This is a genomic window from Streptomyces sp. NPDC059564, from assembly GCF_042735575.1.
Lineage (GTDB): Bacteria > Actinomycetota > Actinomycetes > Streptomycetales > Streptomycetaceae > Streptomyces.
Genome location: NZ_JBHWBP010000006.1, coordinates 59,796 through 77,907, shown reverse-complemented (window position 1 = coordinate 77,907; position 18,112 = coordinate 59,796). Strand labels below are relative to the sequence as shown.

Genomic DNA, 18,112 nt, shown 5'->3' with positions numbered 1-18,112 from the left:
GGGACCGTGTCGATGCCGCGCCCGCCCTTGTTCACCGGCGCGCGAAGGGCGCGACGGGGTTTTTGAGGGTGCCGATCAGCTGGAGGGCCGCCGACGGGTCGGCGAGGTCGACCATCTGCTTGTTGTTGCGCAGCTGGAGCCGGTTGAGGCAGGACAGCTGGAACTCCGGGGCGAAGAGGTCGTAGCGCTCGAAGCGGTCCGCGAGGGCCGGCACGGAGTCCTGGTAGGCGTGGGCGCAGTCCGCGACGGCCTGCCAGAAGGTGTCCTCCTCGCAGACGCCCTCGGTGGCGAGGATCGGGCCGAGGAAGCGGAAGAAGCAGTCGAAGACGTCCGTGAAGATGGACAGGAGCTTCATGTCCTCCGGGATGTCCGCCCGGACCCGCTCGACCGCGGGCGGCAGGACCGCGTCCGGGTCCATGACCACGATCTCCTCGGCGATGTCCTTGAAGATCGCCCGCTGAACGACACCGTCCTTGATGACCAGGATGGTGTTCTCGCCGTGCGGCATGTACGCCAGGTCGTACTGGTAGAAGCAGTGCAGGAGGGGGACCAGGTAGGCCCGGAGGTAGGAGGCCAGCCATTCGGACGGGGCCAGGCCCGATTCCTCGATCAGGGCGCCGACGAACGACGTGCCGTCCGAGTCCACGTGGAGGAGGGAGGCCATCGTGGCCAGGCGCTCGTCGCCCCGGATCGCGTTCACCGGCGACTCGCGCCACAGCGCGGCGAGCATCTTGCGGTACGGGGAGTAGCGGTCCGTCGCCCGCTCGTACTGGCGGTGGTGGTAGCCGATCGCCGCGCGCTCGCGGATGATCGAGAAGTCGGCCGACTTCAGGACCTCGTCGCTCTCGATCAGCTGGTGCAGCCAGTCGTTGATGGCCGGGGTGGCCTCCATGTACGCCGCCGACAGGCCGCGCATGAAGCCCATGTTGAGGACCGAGATGGCGGTCTTCACGTAGTGCTTCGTGGGGGTCGTGGTGTTGAAGAAGGTGCGGATCGACTGCTGCGCGAGGTAGGCGTCGGAGCCTTCGCCCAGCAGGACCAGGCGGCGGTTGGCGATCTCGGCGGCGAAGGTGACGGTGGTCTTGTTCCACCACTGCCAGGGGTGGACCGGCAGGAGGTGGTAGTCCGCCAGGTCCAGGCCGAGGGAACGCATTTTCGCCGAGAAGAGGGTGAGGGTGTCCTCGCCCAGTTCGTCGTGCATGAACGCGTCGTGGTCCAGGCCCGCGCCCGCCGTGAAGGTGGAGACGTCCTTGCGGGCGGCGGCCCACACCAGGTGCACCGGGCTCGCGGTCTCGGGGGCGTACGAGAGGTACTCGTGCACGCCGAAGCCGAGACGGCCGTTGTTGGCCACGAAGCAGGGGTGGCCCTCGGTCATGCCGGTCTCGATGTCCTGGAACGAGGACTTGGCGAGGACGGCCGAGGAGATCTGCGGCTTCGTGTACTTGAAGCCCGTGCCCGCCAGGGTGGAGGAGATCTCCTCCAGGTAGACCGGCAGGACTTCCGGGCTCAGGCCGAGGGCCTCGCGCAGCTCGATGTGGAAGTCGAGGGCGTCCAGCGGGAGTTCGGCGCCGTCCCGGTGGCGGGTGATCGAGGACTCGTCCACCGACCAGTGGTCCAGGGCGTGGAGCGCGGCCGTGAAGCGGTATTCGACCGCGGCGTCGTCGCTGAGGACCGAGTAGCGGGAGTCCCCGAGGGGCCTCGGGGTCAGCAGGCGCTCGTGGGAGAACTCCGCGAGGGCCTTGCGGACCAGGGCGCGGTTGGCGCGGGCCCACAGCTCGGGGGAGAGGTGGGAGATGGCGTCGGACAGGCTCATATCGACTCCTGCTGGGTGGCCTCGAACTGCTCGCGGGTGCAGAAGCTGAGCAGGGCGTTCTTCTCCGGCTTGACGACCTCGCGCTCGGGGACGAAGCCGACCGCCTCGTTCAGGGCGTGGACGGCGGTGTTGCGGACGTCCGGCTCGACGACGACGCGCAGGTTCGCGGGGTCGGCGAAGAGCGAGGCCATCACCGTGGTGATCACGGCGCGGGTGAAGCCGCTGACCGGGGTGTCGGTCGGGGCGACCAGGAAGTGCATGCCGACGTCGCCGGGCTGGGCGTCGTACAGGCCGACCAGTTCCAGGTGCGCCGGGTCGTAGCTCTCCATGAGGAAGGCGGGACGGCCCTCGTGCAGGCCGATGAAGGCCTCGTGGTGCTCGTGCGTGGTGATGCGCACGTACTCGCGCTCCACCTCGGTGAGCGTGGCGTCCTGCATCATCCAGAACGCGGCTTTCGGGTCGGTGACCCAGCCGTGCAGCAGCTCCGCGTCGGTGAAGGGGTCCAGGGGACGGATCGCGAAGGTCCCGAGGACGGCGTCGGTGCGGGTGAAGAGGATCTCGGTGGTGGTGCTCATACGTGCGTGCCTTCCGGGGCTGCGAACTGCTGGAACGCGATGGACTTCTCGACCTTGTAGTACTCGCGGCCGAGCAGCTCGGAGACGATGTACGCGTTGCGGTACGCGGCCATGCCCAGGTCGGGCGAGGTCAGGGAGTGGTTGTGCGTCGTGCCGTTCTGGAGGTAGACGCCCCGGCCGGTGGTGTCGACGCTGTAGTTGCGGGCCGCGTCGAGGCGGCCGCGGCCGTCGAAGTTCAGCCGTCCGCGGACCGGGTTCAGGAACTCCGGTACGACGTACTTGTAGCCGGTCGCCAGCACCAGGCCCTCGGTGGTGAGGGAGAAGTCCCGCTCCTGCTCCTCCTGGCGCAGCCCCAGGGCGTAGGTGCCCGTGGTGGTGTCGTACGCCGTGGTGTTCAGGGAGGTGTTGGTCAGCAGGGTCGTCGGGACCGGGCCCGGCATGCTGATCTTCTTCTGGTAGAGCAGGTCGAAGATCTCGTTGATCAGATCTCCGTCGATGCCCTTGAAGAGGTTCTTCTGCCGGCTCTCCAGCCGGTAGCGGGTGTCCTCGGGGAGGGCGTGGAAGTAGTCCACGTACTCCGGGGAGGTCATCTCCAGCGTCAGCTTCGTGTACTCCAGCGGGAAGAACCGCGGGGAGCGGGTCACCCAGTTGAGCTGGTAGCCGTACGTGTCGATCTCGGCGAGGAGGTCGTGGTAGATCTCGGCCGCGCTCTGGCCCGAGCCGATCAGGGTGATCGACTTCTTCTGCTGCAGCTCCGCCTTGTTCCGCATGTACGCGGAGTTGTGCAGGAAGTCGCCGCCGAGGTCGCCGCAGGCCCGCGGGACGTGGGGCGAGGTGCCGGTGCCCAGGACCAGGCGGCGGGCCAGGTGGGTCTCGCCCTGGTCGGTGCGGACCTCGTAGAGGCCGGCGGCCTCGTCGTAGGTGACCTCGGTGACCGAGGTGGAGTACAGGACGTTGTCGAGCCGGTCGGCGGCCCAGCGGCAGTAGTCGTTGTACTCGGCGCGCAGCGGGTAGAAGTTCTCCCGGATGTAGAAGGAGTACAGCCGGTCCTTGTCCTTCAGGTAGTTCAGGAAGGAGAAGGGCGAGGTCGGGTCGGCGAGGGTGACCAGGTCCGACATGAACGGGGTCTGCAGGTGCGCACCGTCGAGGAACATGCCGGCGTGCCACTCGAAGTGCGGCTTCGACTCGATGAAGAGGCCGTCGAGTTCGTCGATCGGCGCGGTCAGGCAGGCGAGTCCCAGGTTGAAGGGGCCGAGGCCGATGCCGATGAAGTCGTGGGGCTTAACGGTGGACGGCAAGGGATTCTCCCAGGAACTGCTCGGCGTGTGCGGCGAGAAGGTCGAGGACGGCCGCGATGTCGGCCGTCGTGGTCTGCGGGTTGAGGAGGGTGAACTTCAGGTACTGGTCGCCGTCCACCTTGGTGCCGGCGACGACCGCCTCGCCCGAGGCGAACAGGGCCTTGCGGGCGTGCAGCTGGGCCTCGTCGAGGAGGTCCTTGCGGTGCTCGCCCCCGGCGGGGACGTAGCGGAAGACCAGGGTGGAGATCTGCGGGCGGACGACGACCTCGAAGCGGGGGTCGGCCTCGATGAGGTCGAAGCCGGCGGCGGCCAGGTCGATGACCTCGTCGAAGAGCGAGCCGAGGCCGTCGGCGCCCATGACGCGCAGGGTCATCCAGAGCTTGAGGGCGTCGAAGCGGCGCGTCGTCTGGATCGACTTGTCGACCTGGTTGGGGATCCGCTCCTCCGCCATCCGGCGCGGGTTGAGGTAGTCCGCGTGGTACGTGGCGTGCTTGAGGGTGTCGCGGTCGCGGACCAGCATCGCGCTGGAGCTCACGGGCTGGAAGAACGACTTGTGGTAGTCGACCGTGACCGAGTCGGCGTGCTCGATGCCGTCGAGGAGGTGCCGGCGGGTGGGGGAGATCAGCAGTCCGCAGCCGTAGGCGGCGTCCACGTGCATCCACGCGGAGTGCTCGGAGGCCAGGCGGGCGATCTCGGGGAGCGGGTCGATGGACCCGAAGTCGGTGGTGCCGGCGGTGGCGACGACGGCCATCGGGAAGAGGCCCTCGGAGGCGCAGTTCTCCAGCTCCAGGGCGAGCACCGAGGTGTCCATCCGGCGGTTGCGGTCGACCGGGACGCAGATGACGGCCTCGTAGCCCAGGCCGAGCATGGCGGCCGACTTCTGGACGCTGAAGTGGCTGGCCTCGGAGGTGAAGATGCGCAGCTTGGGGAGGAGTTCGGCCTTGGTGGGCTCGGTGCCCCGCTCCAGCGCGCGCTTCATGACGATCCGGCAGGCCTCGTCGCGGGCCAGGAGCAGCGCGTGGAAGTTGGACTGGCTGCCGCCGGAGGTGAAGATGCCGTCGGCGCCCTCGCCGAGGCCGATGCGGCGGGCGGTCCAGTCGATCAGGCGGCGCTCGATGAGCGTGCCGCCGATGGACTGGTCCCAGGTGTCGAGCGAGGAGTTGACCGCCGAGAGCACCGCTTCGCCGACCACCGCGGGGATGACGACCGGGCAGTTGAGGTGGCCCAGGTAGCGCGGGTGGTGGAAGTACACCGCGTCGCGGAGGTAGACGCCTTCGAGCTCGTCGAGCGCGGCGGCCGCGTCGCCCAGCGGGGCGTCGAGGTCGATCGCTTCGATGACCGGAGCGAGTTCGTCGACGGATATGCCGGTGTGGGGCCGCTCCGTGGTCGCGAGTTTGGCGGCGACGCGGTCGACGCCCTCGGTGACGGAGCGCCGGTAGAGGTCCGCGGTCGTCTCGTTCAGCAGATGCGAGCGCATCAACTTTCCTCCGGGCAGGGGGTGGAGAGGGGGGTGGGGTGTGCGATTCTTAGGTTAGCCTAACCTAAGCTCTCGGCCAAATGGAGAAGGGCCCCGGCTTCGGCCGGGGCCCTCCTCCCAAACTCCCCGCGCTCGGCGGGCGTTGGTGCTCGCGTCGGTGCGGGCGTGGCTTACAGCTCGGACGCGGGGTCCTCGCTCGGGGCCTTGCCCGCGTACGCCTCGGCGAGCAGCTGCTCCTCGCTCGCGCCGAGGCGCCAGTAGCCGGTGAAGCGCACCGCGCGCCGGTCGATGGAACGTTCCTGCACCAGGTGGCGGCGTACCGCGCGGATGGTGCCGGCCTCGCCCGCCATCCAGGCGTACGGGGCTTCGGCCGCGGGCAGCCGCGCCGCCCGCACCTGCTCCAGTACCTGCTCGGTCCGCTCCCGGCCCGCGCCCTTCCCGCGCACGATCCAGGTGATGTCCGCGTCCGCCGGGGCCGCCAGGGCGATCCGGTCGTCCTCGTGCGGGACCTCGAACCAGGCCTTCACGGCGGTCCCGGCGGCGAGCCGCTCCAGGATCGCCGCGGCGGCCGGCAGGGCCGTCTCGTCCGCGTACATCAGGACCGCGTCGGTGGCGGCCGGCGGCTGGAAGCGGACGGACTTGTTCTCGGCGACGGCCGGGCCGATCGCCATGATCCGGCGGCCGGTCACGGCCTTGCCCGCCCACCGGGAGGCCGGGGACGAGTCCCCGTGCAGGACGAAGTCGATGTCGACCTCGTCCACGCCCTCCTCCGTACGCCGCTGCTCGCGCACCGTGTACGAGCGCATCACCGGCCGCTCCTCGTCCGGCATCCCCCGCCAGGCTCCGAACCAGGTGTCCTCCTCGGTGGAGGGGAGCTCGGTGTGCTCCTGGTGAGCGGGCGGCAGGAAGAGCGAGAGGCTCTGGTCGAAGCCCCCCGACCGGAAGTCCGCGAGGGACTCCCCGCCGAAGGTGACGCGCAGGAACGAGTGGCCGAGGCGGCGCGTGCGCAGGACTTCGAGCGTGAAGAACCTGAAGTGCGGGGCGGCCGGGGTGTCGGCGGCGGTGGTGGTGCCGGTCATGCGGAGGATCCCCCCAGGGATTCGGTGCGGCGCGGTGGGGCGCCGAGGGTCAGCCGGCCTTCTTGGCGTTCTGGATGGTCTTCGCGAGCTCTTCCAGGATCGGCGCGCACTTGTCGTACGAGTAGATCGGCTCCGTCACGCGCGGGGCGACCTGGCCGGCCTTGACGGCGGCCAGCGCGGCCCAGGTGGGCTTCTCCTTCGTCAGCTGCTCGTTCTGCAGGGTGCCGGTGCGGTTGTCGAGCAGGACGACGTCGGCCTTGTACTTGCCGGCGTTCTCCCAGCTGAGGCTCTCGAAGAAGACGCTGCCCTGGTCGAGGTTGTCCGGGGTCACGAACTCCACGCCCAGGGACTCGAAGTACTTCAGGTCGGCCGAGGTCTTCGGGGTGGAGACGTAGAAGTGGTCCGGGTCGCCCGAGCCGACGAGCACCTTGATGCCCGGGTTCGCCTTGGTGGCCTCGCGGACCTTGGCGGCGGCGGCCTCGAAGCGGGCCTTGGCGTCCACGGCCTTCTGGCCGTTCAGGTCGGCGCCGAGGGACTTGGCGAGGTCCGCCGTGCGGCCCAGGGCCTTGTCCATGGAGGCGTCGCTGCCCACGCCGATCGCGGCGGCCGGGGCCAGCTTCAGGATCTTGTCCTTGGAGGCCTCGGGGAGGTACCAGTACGAGCCGTCCCACGTGTTGGTGAGCAGCACGTCCGGGCGCAGGGCCGCGTACTTCTCGACGTTGAACTCGTCGTAGACGTTGCCGAGGATCTCCACCTTGGAGATGTCCATCGTGCCGGCCTGCGGGTCGGGCTTGCCGTCGGCGAGCTTGGTCGGGCCGAAGACGCCCTTGACCTGCACGCCGTAGTCGCTGAGCGCGGCGGCCGTGCCGGTGAAGGCGACGATGTTCTTCGGCGTCGACTTGGTGCTGACGTCCTTGCCGAGGTCGTCCTTGAAGGTCCAGGGGCCCGAGGCGGCCGTGGCGCCCTTGTCGCCCGCGCCGTCCTTCGCCGCGTCGGTGTTGCCGCCGCAGGCGCTGAGCGCCGCGACGAGGCCGAGGGCGCCGCCCGCGGCGACGAAACCGCGGCGGGAGAGGAAGGAGCTTCTGGGCTTGGGCATGTCGGTTTCCGCTTTCGTGCGTGCAAGGACGCGGCCACCGGGAGTGTGACCGTTCGGGGGAAGGTTAGCCTAACCTTGGCCAAAATTAGTAAGGAGACCCTTATTTCTTGGGGTCTCCTCACCACGTCCCACGTCCCGCGCGCCGCGGCGCCCGTCAGCCGGTGAAGCCCAGCTCACGCGCGATGAGCATGCGCTGCACCTCGCTCGTGCCCTCGCCGATCTCCAGGATCTTGGAGTCCCGCCACATGCGGGCCACGGGGTACTCGTTCATGAAGCCGTAGCCGCCGTGGATCTGCGTGGCCTCACGGGCGTTGTCGACGGCCACGGTCGAGGAGTACAGCTTCGCGATGGCCGCCTCCTTCTTGAACGGCTCCCCGGCCACCAGCCGGGAGGCCGCGTCCCGCCAGCCGATCCGCGCCATGTGCGCGCGCATCTCCATGTCCGCCAGCTTGAACTGGATGGCCTGGTTGTCGCCGATCGCCTTGCCGAAGGCGTGCCGCTCCTTGGCGTACTTCACCGACTCGTCCACGCAGCCCTGCGCCAGACCGGTGGCCAGCGCCGAGATGGCGATGCGGCCCTCGTCGAGGATGCGGAGGAACTGGGCGTAGCCGCGGCCCTCTTCGCCGACCAGGTTGGCCAGGGGTACCCGTACGTCCTGGAAGGACAGTTCGCGGGTGTCGGAGGAGTTCCAGCCGACCTTGGAGTAGGGCGCGGCCACCGTGAAGCCGGGGGTGCCCGAGGGGACGATGATCGAGGAGATCTCCGGGCGTCCGTCGGCCTTGCGGCCGGTGACGGCGGTGACCGTGACCAGACCGGTGATGTCCGTACCGGAGTTGGTGATGAAGCACTTCGAGCCGTTGATGACCCACTCGTCGCCGTCCTTGACGGCGGTGGTGCGGGTGCCGCCCGCGTCGCTGCCCGCGCCGGGTTCGGTCAGGCCGAAGGCGCCGAGGATCTCCCCGGAACACATCTTCGGCAGCCACTCCCGCTTCTGCTCCTCCGAGCCGAAGAGGTAGAGGGGCATCGCGCCCAGCGAGACGCCCGCCTCAAGGGTGATCGCGACCGAGGAGTCGACGCGGGCCAGCTCCTCCAGGGCGATGCCGAGGGCGAGGTAGTCCCCACCCATGCCGCCGTACTCCTCCGGGAAGGGCAGGCCGAACAGGCCCATGCGGCCCATCTCGGCGACGATCTCGTACGGGAACTCGTGCCGCTCGTACAGGTCGCCGATCTTGGGGGCCACCACGTCGTGGGCGAACGCCTCGACGGTGCGGCGGAGTTCCTCGTGCTCGGGGGTGAGCCGGTGGTCGAGGGCCATGGTCTTCGTTACTCCTTGTGGGAGAGGGCGCGGACGGTACGGGAGGGGCTGGGACGCCCCAGCTGTTCGGCCATCCACACGCTCGTGGCGGTGAGGGCGGCCAGGTCGACCCCGGTCTCGATGCCGAGGCCGTCGAGCATCCACACGAGGTCCTCGGTGGCGAGGTTGCCGGTGGCGCTCTTCGCGTACGGGCAGCCGCCGAGGCCGCCCGCGGAGGCGTCGACGGTGGTCACCCCGTGCTGGAGCGCGGCGAGGGTGTTGGACAGGGCCTGGCCGTAGGTGTCGTGGAAGTGCACGCCGATCCGGTCGGTCGGCACGCCCTCCTCGTTGAGCTCGCTCAGCAGCGCCTGGACGTGGCCGGGCGTGGCCACGCCGATGGTGTCGCCGAGGCTCAGCTCGTCGCAGCCGAGGTCCAGCAGGGCCTTGGCGACGCGGACCACCTGGTGGACCGGGACCGCGCCCTCCCAGGGGTCGCCGAAGCACATCGACAGGTACCCGCGGACATGGGCCCCGCCCTCCTTGGCCCGGGCCACGACGGGCTCGAACATGGCGAGGGACTCGGCGACGGTCCGGTTGAGGTTGCGGGAGGCGAAGGTCTCGGTGGCCGAGCCGAACACCGCGATGCGGGTGGCGCCGAGGGCGAGGGCCCGGTCGAGGCCCCGCTCGTTGGGCACGAGCACGGGCAGCGCGGCGCCGACGTCCGAGAGCAGCGGGAACAGCTGCTCCGCGTCCGCGAGTTGGGGCACCCACTTGGGATGCACGAAGCTCGTCGCCTCGATGGTCGTCAGACCGGCGGCGGCGAGGCGGTGGATGAACTCGGCCTTGACGTCGGTGGGTACGGCCGTCTTCTCGTTCTGCAGCCCGTCCCGGGCGCCGACCTCGTGGATCCGTACCCGGGCCGGCAGCCCGGGGGCCGGGACGGTCATGGGCAGTCCGTTCACGCGCCCTCCTCCTTCGCTTCGGGGGTGACCACGGCCAGGACCTGGTCCATGGCGACGGTGGTGCCCGGGGTGACGTCGAGTTCGGTGACGGTCCCGGCGTGCGGGGCGGAGATGACGTGCTCCATCTTCATCGCCTCGACGACCAGCAGGCTCTGGCCCGCGACGACCTTGTCCCCGACGGCCACCTTGACGACGGTGACGGTGCCGGGCATCGGTGCGGCGAGGGTATCTGCGCCGCCGCGTCCGGCCCCGCTGAGGTTTGCCGAGACGGGGTCGTACGTCTGGACGTGCCAGCTGTCGGCGTCGCGGCCGAGCCAGGTTCCCTCCGGGGAGGTGGCGTGGCTGAAGCGGTGGGTGACGCCGTCGAGTTCGATGGTGACGGTGTCGGTGGTGCGGGCCACGATCCGGCCGCGGGCCGGTGCGCTGGGGCTCCGCCCCAGACCCCGCGCCTCAAACGCCGGCGAGGCTGGATTTCCCTCGGCGTCGGCAAGTAGGAGCTCCGTGACGGCGCCAGTGTCGGGACCGGCCGGGCGGGTGCGGACCTGGACCGGGTCCTGGCCCGGGAGGCGGAAGTGGTGGACCGTCCAGGCGGGGGTGCCGCCCAGGCGCCAGCCGTTGCCGGCGTCGAAGGGGTCCGCCCACGATTTCAGCCCGTCCGGCGTTTGAGGACCGGGGTCTGGGGCGGAGCCCCCACGCGGCGGAGCCGCAAATCCGGTACGCCGGGAAGGGGCGGGGTGGGGGGCGTCCAGCAGCGCGGCCGCCGCGTACACCTCCGGCGGGATCCCCTCCGGGAGCAGCCCGGGGAGGTCCCGCTCCACCAGGCCGGTGTCCAGGTCCCCGGAGACCACGTCCGGGTGGGCCAGCAGCCGCCGCAGGAACCCGGCGTTGGTCTGGACACCCAGGATCACGGTGTCCGCCAGCGCCCCCCGCAGCAAGCGCAGCGCCGCCGCCCGGTCCGGCCCGTACGCGATGACCTTGGACAGCATCGGGTCGTACGAGGACCCCACCGGCACGCCCGCCGTCAGCCCGGAGTCCGTCCGCACCGCCCCGCCGTCCGGCTCCGACAGCGCCAGGACCGTACCGCCCGACGGCAGGAACCCCCGCGCCGGGTCCTCCGCGCACACGCGGGCCTCGATCGCGTGCCCCGTCAGCCGGACCTCGTCCTGAGCGAAGGTCAGGGCCTCGCCGGAGGCGACCCGCACCTGCTGCTCCACCAGGTCCAGGCCGGTGATCAGCTCGGTCACCGGGTGCTCGACCTGGAGGCGGGTGTTCATCTCCATGAAGTAGTACGAGGACGGGTCCCCGCCCGGGACGATGAACTCCACGGTGCCCGCGCCGACGTACCCGCACGAGCGGGCCGCCTCCACGGCCGCCGCGCCCATCGCCGCGCGGGTCTTCTCGTCGAGCAGGACCGAGGGGGCCTCCTCGATCACCTTCTGGTGGCGCCGCTGCAGCGAGCACTCGCGCTCGCCCAGGTGCACCACGTTGCCGTGGGCGTCGGCCAGCACCTGGATCTCGATGTGCCGGGGCCGGTCCACCCACCGCTCCACGAGCAGGGTGTCGTCGCCGAACGAGGACTTCGCCTCGCGCCGGGCCGCCGCGATCTCCTCGGCCAGGACGGCCGCGTCACGGACCAGCCGCATGCCCTTGCCGCCGCCGCCCGCCGAGGGCTTGAGCAGCACCGGCATGCCGATCTCCGCGGCGGCGGCGGCCAGTTCGGCGTCGGTCAGGCCGCTGCCGGAGGAGCCGGGGACGACCGGGACCCCGGCCGCCTTCACGGTCTCCTTGGCCCGGATCTTGTCGCCCATCAGGGAGATGGCGGAGGCGGGCGGCCCGATGAAGGCCAGCCCGGCGTCCGCGCAGGCCTGCGCGAAGGCGGCGTTCTCCGCGAGGAAGCCGTAGCCGGGGTGGACGGCCTCGGCCCCGGTGCGGCGGGCGGCGTCCAGGAGCCGCTCCACGGACAGGTAGCTCTCGGCGGCCGCCGCCGGGCCGATCCGGACGGCCGTGTCGGCCTCCCGTACGTGACGGGCGTCCGCGTCGGCGTCGCTGAAGACGGCCACGGAGCGGATGCCGAGCTCCCGCAGGGTGCGGATGACGCGTACCGCGATCTCGCCCCGGTTCGCGACCAGAACAGTGCTGAACATCGAAGAGGTCCTCACGTCACATCACGTCACATACGGAAGATGCCGAAAGCGGAGTCGCCCAGCGGGGCGTTCGCGCACGCGGTCAGGGCGAGCCCCAGCACCTGCCGGGTCTCCATCGGGTCGATGACCCCGTCGTCCCACAGCCGGGCGGTGGCGTAGTACGCGTTGCCCTGCTCCTCGTACTGGGCGCGGACCGGGGCCTTGAAGGCCTCCTCGTCCTCGGCGGGCCACTCCTGGCCCGCGCCCTCGATCTGGTCCCGCTTGACGGTGGCCAGGACCGAGGCGGCCTGCTCCCCGCCCATCACGGAGATCTTGGCGTTGGGCCACATCCACAGGAAGCGCGGCGAGTAGGCCCGCCCGCACATCGAGTAGTTGCCCGCGCCGTAGCTGCCGCCGACGACCACCGTGAGCTTCGGGACGCGGGTGCAGGCGACGGCCGTGACCATCTTGGCGCCGTGCTTGGCGATGCCGCCCGCCTCGTAGTCCCGGCCGACCATGAAGCCGGAGATGTTCTGGAGGAAGAGCAGCGGGATGCCGCGCTGGTCGCACAGCTCGATGAAGTGGGCGCCCTTCTGGGCGGACTCGGAGAACAGGATGCCGTTGTTGGCGACGATGCCGACCGGGTGGCCGTGGATCCGGGCGAAGCCGGTGACCAGGGTCTGGCCGAACTCCGCCTTGAACTCCTGGAAGCGGGAGCCGTCCACGATCCGGGCGATGATCTCGCGGGCGTCGTAGGGGGTGCGGGAGTCGACCGGAACCGCGCCGTAGAGCCCGTACGGGTCCACCTTCGGCTCCTCCGGCGCCTCGACCGACCAGGGCAGGGCCGCGCGGTCGGGCAGGGTCGCCACGATGTTGCGTACGATCCGCAGCGCGTGCGCGTCGTCCTCCGCGAGGTGGTCGGTCACCCCGGAGATCCGGGAGTGGACCTCGCCGCCGCCCAGCTCCTCGGCCGTGACCACCTCGCCGGTGGCGGCCTTCACCAGCGGCGGGCCGCCCAGGAAGATCGTGCCCTGGCCGCGCACGATGACGGCCTCGTCGCTCATCGCCGGGACGTACGCGCCGCCCGCCGTGCAGGATCCGAGGACGGCGGCGATCTGCGGGATCCCGGCGCCGGACATGCGGGCCTGGTTGTAGAAGATGCGGCCGAAGTGCTCCCGGTCGGGGAAGACCTCGTCCTGCATGGGGAGGAAGGCGCCGCCCGAGTCGACCAGGTAGAGGCAGGGGAGACGATTCTCCAGGGCCACCTCCTGGGCGCGGAGGTGCTTCTTGACGGTCATCGGGTAGTACGTGCCGCCCTTGACGGTGGCGTCGTTCGCGACGATCACGCACTCGCGGCCGCTGACCCGGCCGATGCCCGCGATCACCCCGGCGGCCGGCGCCGCGCCCCCGTACATGCCCTCGGCGGCCAGCGGGGCCAGCTCCAGGAAGGGGGACCCGGGGTCGAGGAGGGTGTCCACGCGGTCGCGGGGGAGCAGCTTCCCGCGCGCGGTGTGGCGGGCGCGGGCCTTCTCACCGCCGCCGAGACGGGCCGCGTCCAGCCGGGCGCGCAGGCCCTCGGCGAGCTCGCGGTGGGCGGCCTCATTGGTCCGCCAGGCCTCGGACGCCGGGTCCGCGGCGCTCGTCAGCACTGGTGCCTGCTGCATCGGTCGAGCTCCCTTGCTCGGTGCACGCTTTGTTAATGAGCGTTAACGCGTATGTGGTCAGGTTAACGACCGCTAACGGCCCTGTCTAGAATGGATTCCCATGAGCACCAGAGCCGCCGCCCCCACCCGTCGCGAGCAGATCCTCAGCGAAGCCGCTCGTCTTTTCGCGGAGCGAGGGTTCCACGGCGTGGGCGTGGACGAGATAGGGGCCGCGGTCGGCATCAGCGGCCCCGGCCTGTACCGGCATTTCGCGGGCAAGGACGCCATGCTCGCCGAGCTGCTGGTCGGCATCAGCGAGCGGCTGCTGACGGGCGGGCGGCGGCGCGTCGAGGAGGCCGGCGGGAACGCGCAGGAGGTGCTGGCCTCCCTCGTCGAGGGCCACATCGACTTCGCCCTGGACGACCGGGCGCTGATCACCCTCCACGACCGCGAGCTGGACCGGCTGCGGGAGGCCGACCGCAAGCTCGTGCGCCAGCTGCAGCGGCAGTACGTGGAGCTGTGGGTGGACGTCGTACGGGAACTGCACCCCGAGGTGGGGGAGACGGAGGTACGGGTCTGCGTGCACGCGGTGTTCGGGCTGCTGAACTCCACACCGCACCTGGCCGTCCTGGGGCGGGACGCCACCGAATCCCTGCTGCGGCGGCTCGCGAACGGCGCTTTCGGAGCGCTGTCGGGGTGAGGCGGCCGTTTCGGGGGCTGGGACGGAACGGACGGCTCCGGCCGGGCGGCGGCAGAATGGTCCGCATGCCGATAGAGACGCCCGTACCCAGCCGCGCCGAACTCGTCGAACACCTGGTCCGTACGCGGATCGCGGGGGAGGTGGCCACCCCGCGCGAGAACAACCTGAGCCACTACCGCAGGCTCGCCAACGGGGACCGGCACTACTGGCTGGGCCTGGAGCTCGGCGACCGGTGGGCCGACGAGCAGGACGTGCTGGCCGTGATGGCGGAGCGCTGCGGGGTCGTGGACGACCCCGAGCACCGCTACGGCCAGGACACCATCGACCCGGAACTGACCGTCGCCGCCCTGGACCGGCTGGCGGCGCGGCTGCACAAGGCCGCCCTGGACCGGCAGAGCGTGCTGCTCGCCACCGGGCACCCGGGCGGCCTGCTCGACGTCCACCGCGCCACGGCCGACGCGCTGCGGGCGGCGGGCTGCGAGATCGTGCGGATCCCGCAGGGGCTGACCGCCGACGAGGGCTCGGTGTGGCAGTTCGCGGACGTCGCGGTGCAGGAACGCGGGGCGACGCTGTGGCACACCCACTCCCCGGCCCCGATGGCCGCGATCCTGGACGGCCTCGCGGCGGAGGGCCGCCCGCAGCCGGACCTGGTCGTCGCCGACCACGGCTGGGCGGGCTGCGCGGCGCAGCGCGGGCTCGACGCGGTCGGGTACGCGGACTGCAACGACCCGGCGCTCTTCCTCGCCGAGGCGGAGGGCACCCTCCAGGTGGCGGTCCCGCTGGACGACCACGTCCGCGACCCCCGCTACTACGACCCCCTGGTCGCGTACCTCCTCGCCACGGCCGGCCTCGACGGCTGACCCCCTGCCGGGGCCGGCCCGTCAGGGTGCGGGCGGGCCCGGGGTCGGGTCCAGGTAGACGCGGCGGATCGCCGGGAAGCGCTCGCGCAGCTGGGACTCCGCGTCCTCGCAGGCCGCCTCCACCTGGTGGGCCGACGCCAGGTCGTGGAAGTCGATCTTCGCGGCGATCAGCACCTCGTCCGGACCCTGGACGAGGGTGGTCAGCTCCAGCACCCCCTCGATGTGCAGCACCGACAGCAGCTCCTCCCGTACCTCCGCCCGCATCGCGGCGGGCAGCGGCCGCCCGATCAGGTACTGCGCGTTCGAGCGCCCCAGCTCCCACGCCACCGCCACCAGCAGCAGCCCGATCAGCAGCGACGCCACCCCGTCGTACACCCCGGAACCCGTCAGCTGCGCCCCCAGCAGCCCGCCCGCCGCCAGCGCGAGACCGATCAGCGCGGCGACGTTCTCCAGCAGGACCGCCTTCACCGCCGTGTCCGGGGTGTGCTTCACGTACAGGCCCAGCGGAGCCCGCATCCGCGCCGCCTCGCCCCTCATCTGGCGCCAGGCCACGAGCAGCGAGTAGCCCTCCAGCACGAAGGCGATGGCGAGGATGACGTAGGAGAGCGTCGGGTCGCCGGGGTCCTCCCCGTGGACCAGGGTGTGGATGCCGTCGTAGACCGCGAAGACCGCGCCGCCGACGAAGGTCGCGACGGCGGCGAGCAGCGCCCAGATGTACCGCTCGGGCCCGTACCCCAGCGGATGCGCCTCGTCGGCGGGCTTGGCGCTCCGCTTGAGGGAGGCCAGCAGCAGCACCTCCGTCACGGTGTCGGCCACCGAGTGCGCGGCCTCCGCCAGCATCGCGCTGGATCCGCTGACGATCCCGCCGACCGCCTTGGCGGCGGCGATCCCCAGATTGGTGACGGTGGCGACGACGACCGTGCCGACGCTTTCGGATTCTTCGGACATGCCGCGACGGTATGTCCGGAATTCGGGCGGCGGGGTCAGTGACACCCGCCGCCCGGCACGCGGCGGAGCTACGCGCGCGGTACGCGGACGACGCCCTCCTGGATGACCGTGACCGCGAGGCGGCCGTCCTGGGTCCAGATGCGGGCCTGGCCCAGGCCCCGGCCGGCGGCGGAGGAGGGGGACTCCTGGTCGTACAGGAGCCACTCGTCGGCGCGGAAGGGCCGGTGGAACCACATGGCGTGGTCCAGCGAGGCGCCGACCACGTCGCCGACCGCCCAGCCGCCCCGGCCGTGCGCGAGCAGCACCGAGTCCAGCAGGGTCATGTCCGAGACGTACGTGGCCAGGCAGGTGTGCAGCAGCGGATCGGCGCTCTCCAGCTTGCCGGCCGTACGGAACCACACCTGGGTGCGCGGCTCGACCGGCTCGCCGACGCTGCCCCACGGCGGGGTCGTCGCGTACCGCAGGTCCACGGCGGCCCGCGCGTCGATCAAACGCTCCACCGTGCCCGGGTCCCGGAAGATGTCCCGGTACGCGGGCAGGGACTCCGCCGCGGTCGGCAGGGTCTCCGGGTCGGGCGCCGGGGGCATGGCGGACTGGTGGTCGAGGCCGTCCTCGTACGTCTGGAACGACGCCGAGAGGTGGAAGATCGGCTGCCCGTGCTGGACGGCGACGACCCGGCGCGTGGTGAAGGAGCGCCCGTCGCGGATCCGGTCCACGGAGTAGACGATGGGCGCGCCGGGGTCCCCGGCGCGCAGGAAGTACGAGTGCAGCGAGTGCGCCGTGCGGTCCTCGGGCACGGTCCGCCCGGCCGCGACCAGCGCCTGCGCCGCGACCTGACCGCCGAACACGCGCGGTACCAGCGCCGAACGGCTGGTACCGCGGAAGATGTTCTCCTCGATCTGCTCCAGGTCGAGCAGATCGAGGAGCGTCGTCAGTGCCTCGTTCATGGGGGAAGGGTAAGTGCCTCGCGGGACTTACAGGCCCATGGACTTGGCGATGATCGACTTCATGACCTCGCTGGTGCCGCCGTAGATGCGGTTCACGCGGTTGTCCGCGTACAGGCGGGCGATCGGGTACTCGTTCATGTAGCCGTAACCGCCGTGCAGCTGGAGGCACTTGTCGATCACGCGGTGCGCGACCTCGGTGCAGAACAGCTTCGCGGAGGCGGCCTCGGCGGCGGTCAGCTCGCCCGCGTCCAGGGCCTCCAGGGCGCGGTCGGCGACGGCCTCGGCGGCGTCCACCTCGGCCTGGCAGGAGGCCAGTTCGAACTTGGTGTTCTGGAAGTGCGCGACCGGCTTGCCGAAGACGGTGCGGTCGGTCACGTACTGCTGGGCGAACCGGACGGCGGCCTTGGCCTGCGCGTACGCGCCGAAGGCGATGCCCCAGCGCTCGGAGGGCAGGTTCGCGCCGAGGTAGTAGAAGCCCTTGTTCTCCTCGCCCATCAGGTCCTCGACCGGCACCTTCACGTCGACGAACGCCAGCTCGGCGGTGTCGGAGGTGCGCAGGCCCAGCTTGTCCAGCTTGCGGCCGATGGAGTAGCCCTCGGACTTGGTGTCCACGGCGAACAGCGAGATGCCGAAGCGGCGGTCCTGCTCGCCCGGGGCGGAGGTGCGGGCGCAGACGATCACGCGGTCGGCGTGGACGCCACCGGTGATGAAGGTCTTGGAGCCGTTGAGGACGTAGTGCGTGCCGTCCTCGGAGAGCTTGGCGGTGGTCTTCATGCCCGCGACGTCGGAACCGGTGCCCGGCTCGGTCATCGCGAGGGCCCACATCTCCTCGCCGGAGACGAACTTCGGCAGGTAGCGCTTCTTCTGCTCGTCGGTGGAGAGCATCTTGATGTAGGGCAGGGCGAGCAGCACGTGGACGCCGGAGCCGCCGAAGTTCACGCCGGCGCGCGAGGTCTCCTCGTAGAGGACGGCCTCGAACTTGTGGGTGTCCAGGCCCGCGCCGCCGAACTCCTCGGGGACGTTGATCCCGAAGATGCCCAGCTCGCCGAGCTTGTAGTAGAAGTCGCGCGGCGCCTGGCCCGCGGCGAACCAGTCGTCGTAGACCGGGACGACCTCGGCCTCGATGAAGGCGCGGATGGTCTCGCGGAACGCCTCGTGGTCCTCGTTGAAAACGGTACGGCGCACTGGGCCGGCTCCCTTCGGTCGCGGCGGTCCGCCGCTTACGGCTAAGCGCTTGCTCAGATTAAGTTACCGGCGAGTTGTCCCCGCTGTCCAGAGAACGTAGCGCGCACCACAG

General features: G+C 70.9%; 15 protein-coding genes. 2 read left to right on the top strand and 13 right to left on the bottom strand.

Going from position 1 to position 18,112, the window contains the following annotated elements:
- Positions 1 to 31: 31 nt before the first annotated feature.
- The 10 genes from ACFV0Q_RS03010 to ACFV0Q_RS02965 all read right to left on the bottom strand — a co-directional run bounded on the left by ACFV0Q_RS03010 (position 32) and on the right by ACFV0Q_RS02965 (position 13,381).
- Positions 32 to 1,813, bottom strand: a complete 1,782-nt coding sequence (locus ACFV0Q_RS03010) for an IucA/IucC family protein (protein ID WP_384999521.1) — start codon at positions 1,811 to 1,813, stop codon at positions 32 to 34.
- Positions 1,810 to 2,388: a GNAT family N-acetyltransferase gene (locus tag ACFV0Q_RS03005; RefSeq protein WP_384999518.1), complete on the bottom strand. Its 579-nt coding sequence runs from the start codon at positions 2,386 to 2,388 to the stop codon at positions 1,810 to 1,812. The genes ACFV0Q_RS03010 and ACFV0Q_RS03005 overlap by 4 nt, the downstream gene beginning before the upstream one ends.
- Entirely contained in the window at positions 2,385 to 3,686 is a 1,302-nt protein-coding gene (locus ACFV0Q_RS03000) for a lysine N(6)-hydroxylase/L-ornithine N(5)-oxygenase family protein (RefSeq protein WP_384999515.1), read from the bottom strand. The genes ACFV0Q_RS03005 and ACFV0Q_RS03000 overlap by 4 nt, the downstream gene beginning before the upstream one ends.
- Positions 3,670 to 5,163, bottom strand: coding sequence for a pyridoxal phosphate-dependent decarboxylase family protein (locus tag ACFV0Q_RS02995; protein ID WP_384999513.1), 1,494 nt, complete (start codon positions 5,161 to 5,163; stop codon positions 3,670 to 3,672). Before ACFV0Q_RS02995 ends, ACFV0Q_RS03000 begins: the two co-directional genes overlap by 17 nt.
- A gap of 170 nt (positions 5,164 to 5,333) precedes the next feature.
- A complete protein-coding gene (locus tag ACFV0Q_RS02990) occupies positions 5,334 to 6,242 on the bottom strand; it encodes a siderophore-interacting protein (RefSeq protein ID WP_384999510.1) in 909 nt (302 codons plus the stop codon).
- 49 nt (positions 6,243 to 6,291) lie between these two features.
- A complete protein-coding gene (locus tag ACFV0Q_RS02985; RefSeq protein ID WP_384999507.1) occupies positions 6,292 to 7,338 on the bottom strand; it encodes an ABC transporter substrate-binding protein in 1,047 nt (348 codons plus the stop codon).
- A gap of 154 nt (positions 7,339 to 7,492) precedes the next feature.
- Positions 7,493 to 8,653 (bottom strand): acyl-CoA dehydrogenase family protein, encoded by a 1,161-nt coding sequence (locus ACFV0Q_RS02980; protein WP_384999504.1) that lies wholly within the window; start codon positions 8,651 to 8,653, stop codon positions 7,493 to 7,495.
- 8 nt (positions 8,654 to 8,661) lie between these two features.
- Positions 8,662 to 9,579, bottom strand: coding sequence for a hydroxymethylglutaryl-CoA lyase (locus ACFV0Q_RS02975; RefSeq protein ID WP_384999533.1), 918 nt, complete (start codon positions 9,577 to 9,579; stop codon positions 8,662 to 8,664).
- Between the two features lie 11 nt (positions 9,580 to 9,590).
- Positions 9,591 to 11,738: an acetyl-CoA carboxylase biotin carboxylase subunit gene (locus ACFV0Q_RS02970; protein WP_384999501.1), complete on the bottom strand. Its 2,148-nt coding sequence runs from the start codon at positions 11,736 to 11,738 to the stop codon at positions 9,591 to 9,593.
- A gap of 26 nt (positions 11,739 to 11,764) precedes the next feature.
- Entirely contained in the window at positions 11,765 to 13,381 is a 1,617-nt protein-coding gene (locus tag ACFV0Q_RS02965) for a carboxyl transferase domain-containing protein (RefSeq protein ID WP_384999498.1), read from the bottom strand.
- Between the two features lie 100 nt (positions 13,382 to 13,481).
- On the opposite strand from ACFV0Q_RS02965, the gene ACFV0Q_RS02960 reads away from it, so the two are divergent.
- Together ACFV0Q_RS02960 and ACFV0Q_RS02955 are read left to right on the top strand one after the other, a co-directional pair.
- On the top strand, positions 13,482 to 14,060 hold the full coding sequence (locus ACFV0Q_RS02960) for a TetR/AcrR family transcriptional regulator (RefSeq protein ID WP_266577217.1): 579 nt from the start codon (positions 13,482 to 13,484) through the stop codon (positions 14,058 to 14,060).
- A 56-nt stretch (positions 14,061 to 14,116) separates the two neighbouring features.
- A complete protein-coding gene (locus ACFV0Q_RS02955; protein WP_384999494.1) occupies positions 14,117 to 14,920 on the top strand; it encodes a phosphatase in 804 nt (267 codons plus the stop codon).
- Positions 14,921 to 14,941: 21 nt separating this feature from the next.
- On the opposite strand, the gene ACFV0Q_RS02950 is transcribed toward ACFV0Q_RS02955, so the two are convergent.
- The 3 genes from ACFV0Q_RS02950 to ACFV0Q_RS02940 all read right to left on the bottom strand — a co-directional run bounded on the left by ACFV0Q_RS02950 (position 14,942) and on the right by ACFV0Q_RS02940 (position 18,000).
- The gene (locus ACFV0Q_RS02950) at positions 14,942 to 15,868 is read right to left on the bottom strand and encodes a cation diffusion facilitator family transporter (RefSeq protein ID WP_384999491.1); all 927 of its coding nucleotides are present in this window, start codon (positions 15,866 to 15,868) and stop codon (positions 14,942 to 14,944) included.
- A 68-nt stretch (positions 15,869 to 15,936) separates the two neighbouring features.
- Positions 15,937 to 16,815: an acyl-CoA thioesterase gene (locus ACFV0Q_RS02945; protein ID WP_384999488.1), complete on the bottom strand. Its 879-nt coding sequence runs from the start codon at positions 16,813 to 16,815 to the stop codon at positions 15,937 to 15,939.
- A gap of 27 nt (positions 16,816 to 16,842) precedes the next feature.
- Positions 16,843 to 18,000 carry an acyl-CoA dehydrogenase family protein gene (locus ACFV0Q_RS02940; protein ID WP_384999485.1) on the bottom strand — a complete coding sequence of 386 codons (1,158 nt, stop codon included), beginning with the start codon at positions 17,998 to 18,000 and terminating at the stop codon, positions 16,843 to 16,845.
- Positions 18,001 to 18,112: the final 112 nt, after the last annotated feature.

Coding starts and splice junctions, on each gene's coding strand:
- ACFV0Q_RS03010 (WP_384999521.1), bottom strand. CDS start 1,813: ATGAGCCTGTCCGACGCCATCTCCCACCTCTCCCCCGAGCTGTGGGCC.
- ACFV0Q_RS03005 (WP_384999518.1), bottom strand. CDS start 2,388: ATGAGCACCACCACCGAGATCCTCTTCACCCGCACCGACGCCGTCCTC.
- ACFV0Q_RS02995 (WP_384999513.1), bottom strand. CDS start 5,163: ATGCGCTCGCATCTGCTGAACGAGACGACCGCGGACCTCTACCGGCGC.
- ACFV0Q_RS02990 (WP_384999510.1), bottom strand. CDS start 6,242: ATGACCGGCACCACCACCGCCGCCGACACCCCGGCCGCCCCGCACTTC.
- ACFV0Q_RS02985 (WP_384999507.1), bottom strand. CDS start 7,338: ATGCCCAAGCCCAGAAGCTCCTTCCTCTCCCGCCGCGGTTTCGTCGCC.
- ACFV0Q_RS02980 (WP_384999504.1), bottom strand. CDS start 8,653: ATGGCCCTCGACCACCGGCTCACCCCCGAGCACGAGGAACTCCGCCGC.
- ACFV0Q_RS02975 (WP_384999533.1), bottom strand. CDS start 9,579: ATGACCGTCCCGGCCCCCGGGCTGCCGGCCCGGGTACGGATCCACGAG.
- ACFV0Q_RS02970 (WP_384999501.1), bottom strand. CDS start 11,738: ATGTTCAGCACTGTTCTGGTCGCGAACCGGGGCGAGATCGCGGTACGC.
- ACFV0Q_RS02965 (WP_384999498.1), bottom strand. CDS start 13,381: ATGCAGCAGGCACCAGTGCTGACGAGCGCCGCGGACCCGGCGTCCGAG.
- ACFV0Q_RS02960 (WP_266577217.1), top strand. CDS start 13,482: ATGAGCACCAGAGCCGCCGCCCCCACCCGTCGCGAGCAGATCCTCAGC.
- ACFV0Q_RS02955 (WP_384999494.1), top strand. CDS start 14,117: ATGGTCCGCATGCCGATAGAGACGCCCGTACCCAGCCGCGCCGAACTC.
- ACFV0Q_RS02950 (WP_384999491.1), bottom strand. CDS start 15,868: ATGTCCGAAGAATCCGAAAGCGTCGGCACGGTCGTCGTCGCCACCGTC.
- ACFV0Q_RS02945 (WP_384999488.1), bottom strand. CDS start 16,815: ATGAACGAGGCACTGACGACGCTCCTCGATCTGCTCGACCTGGAGCAG.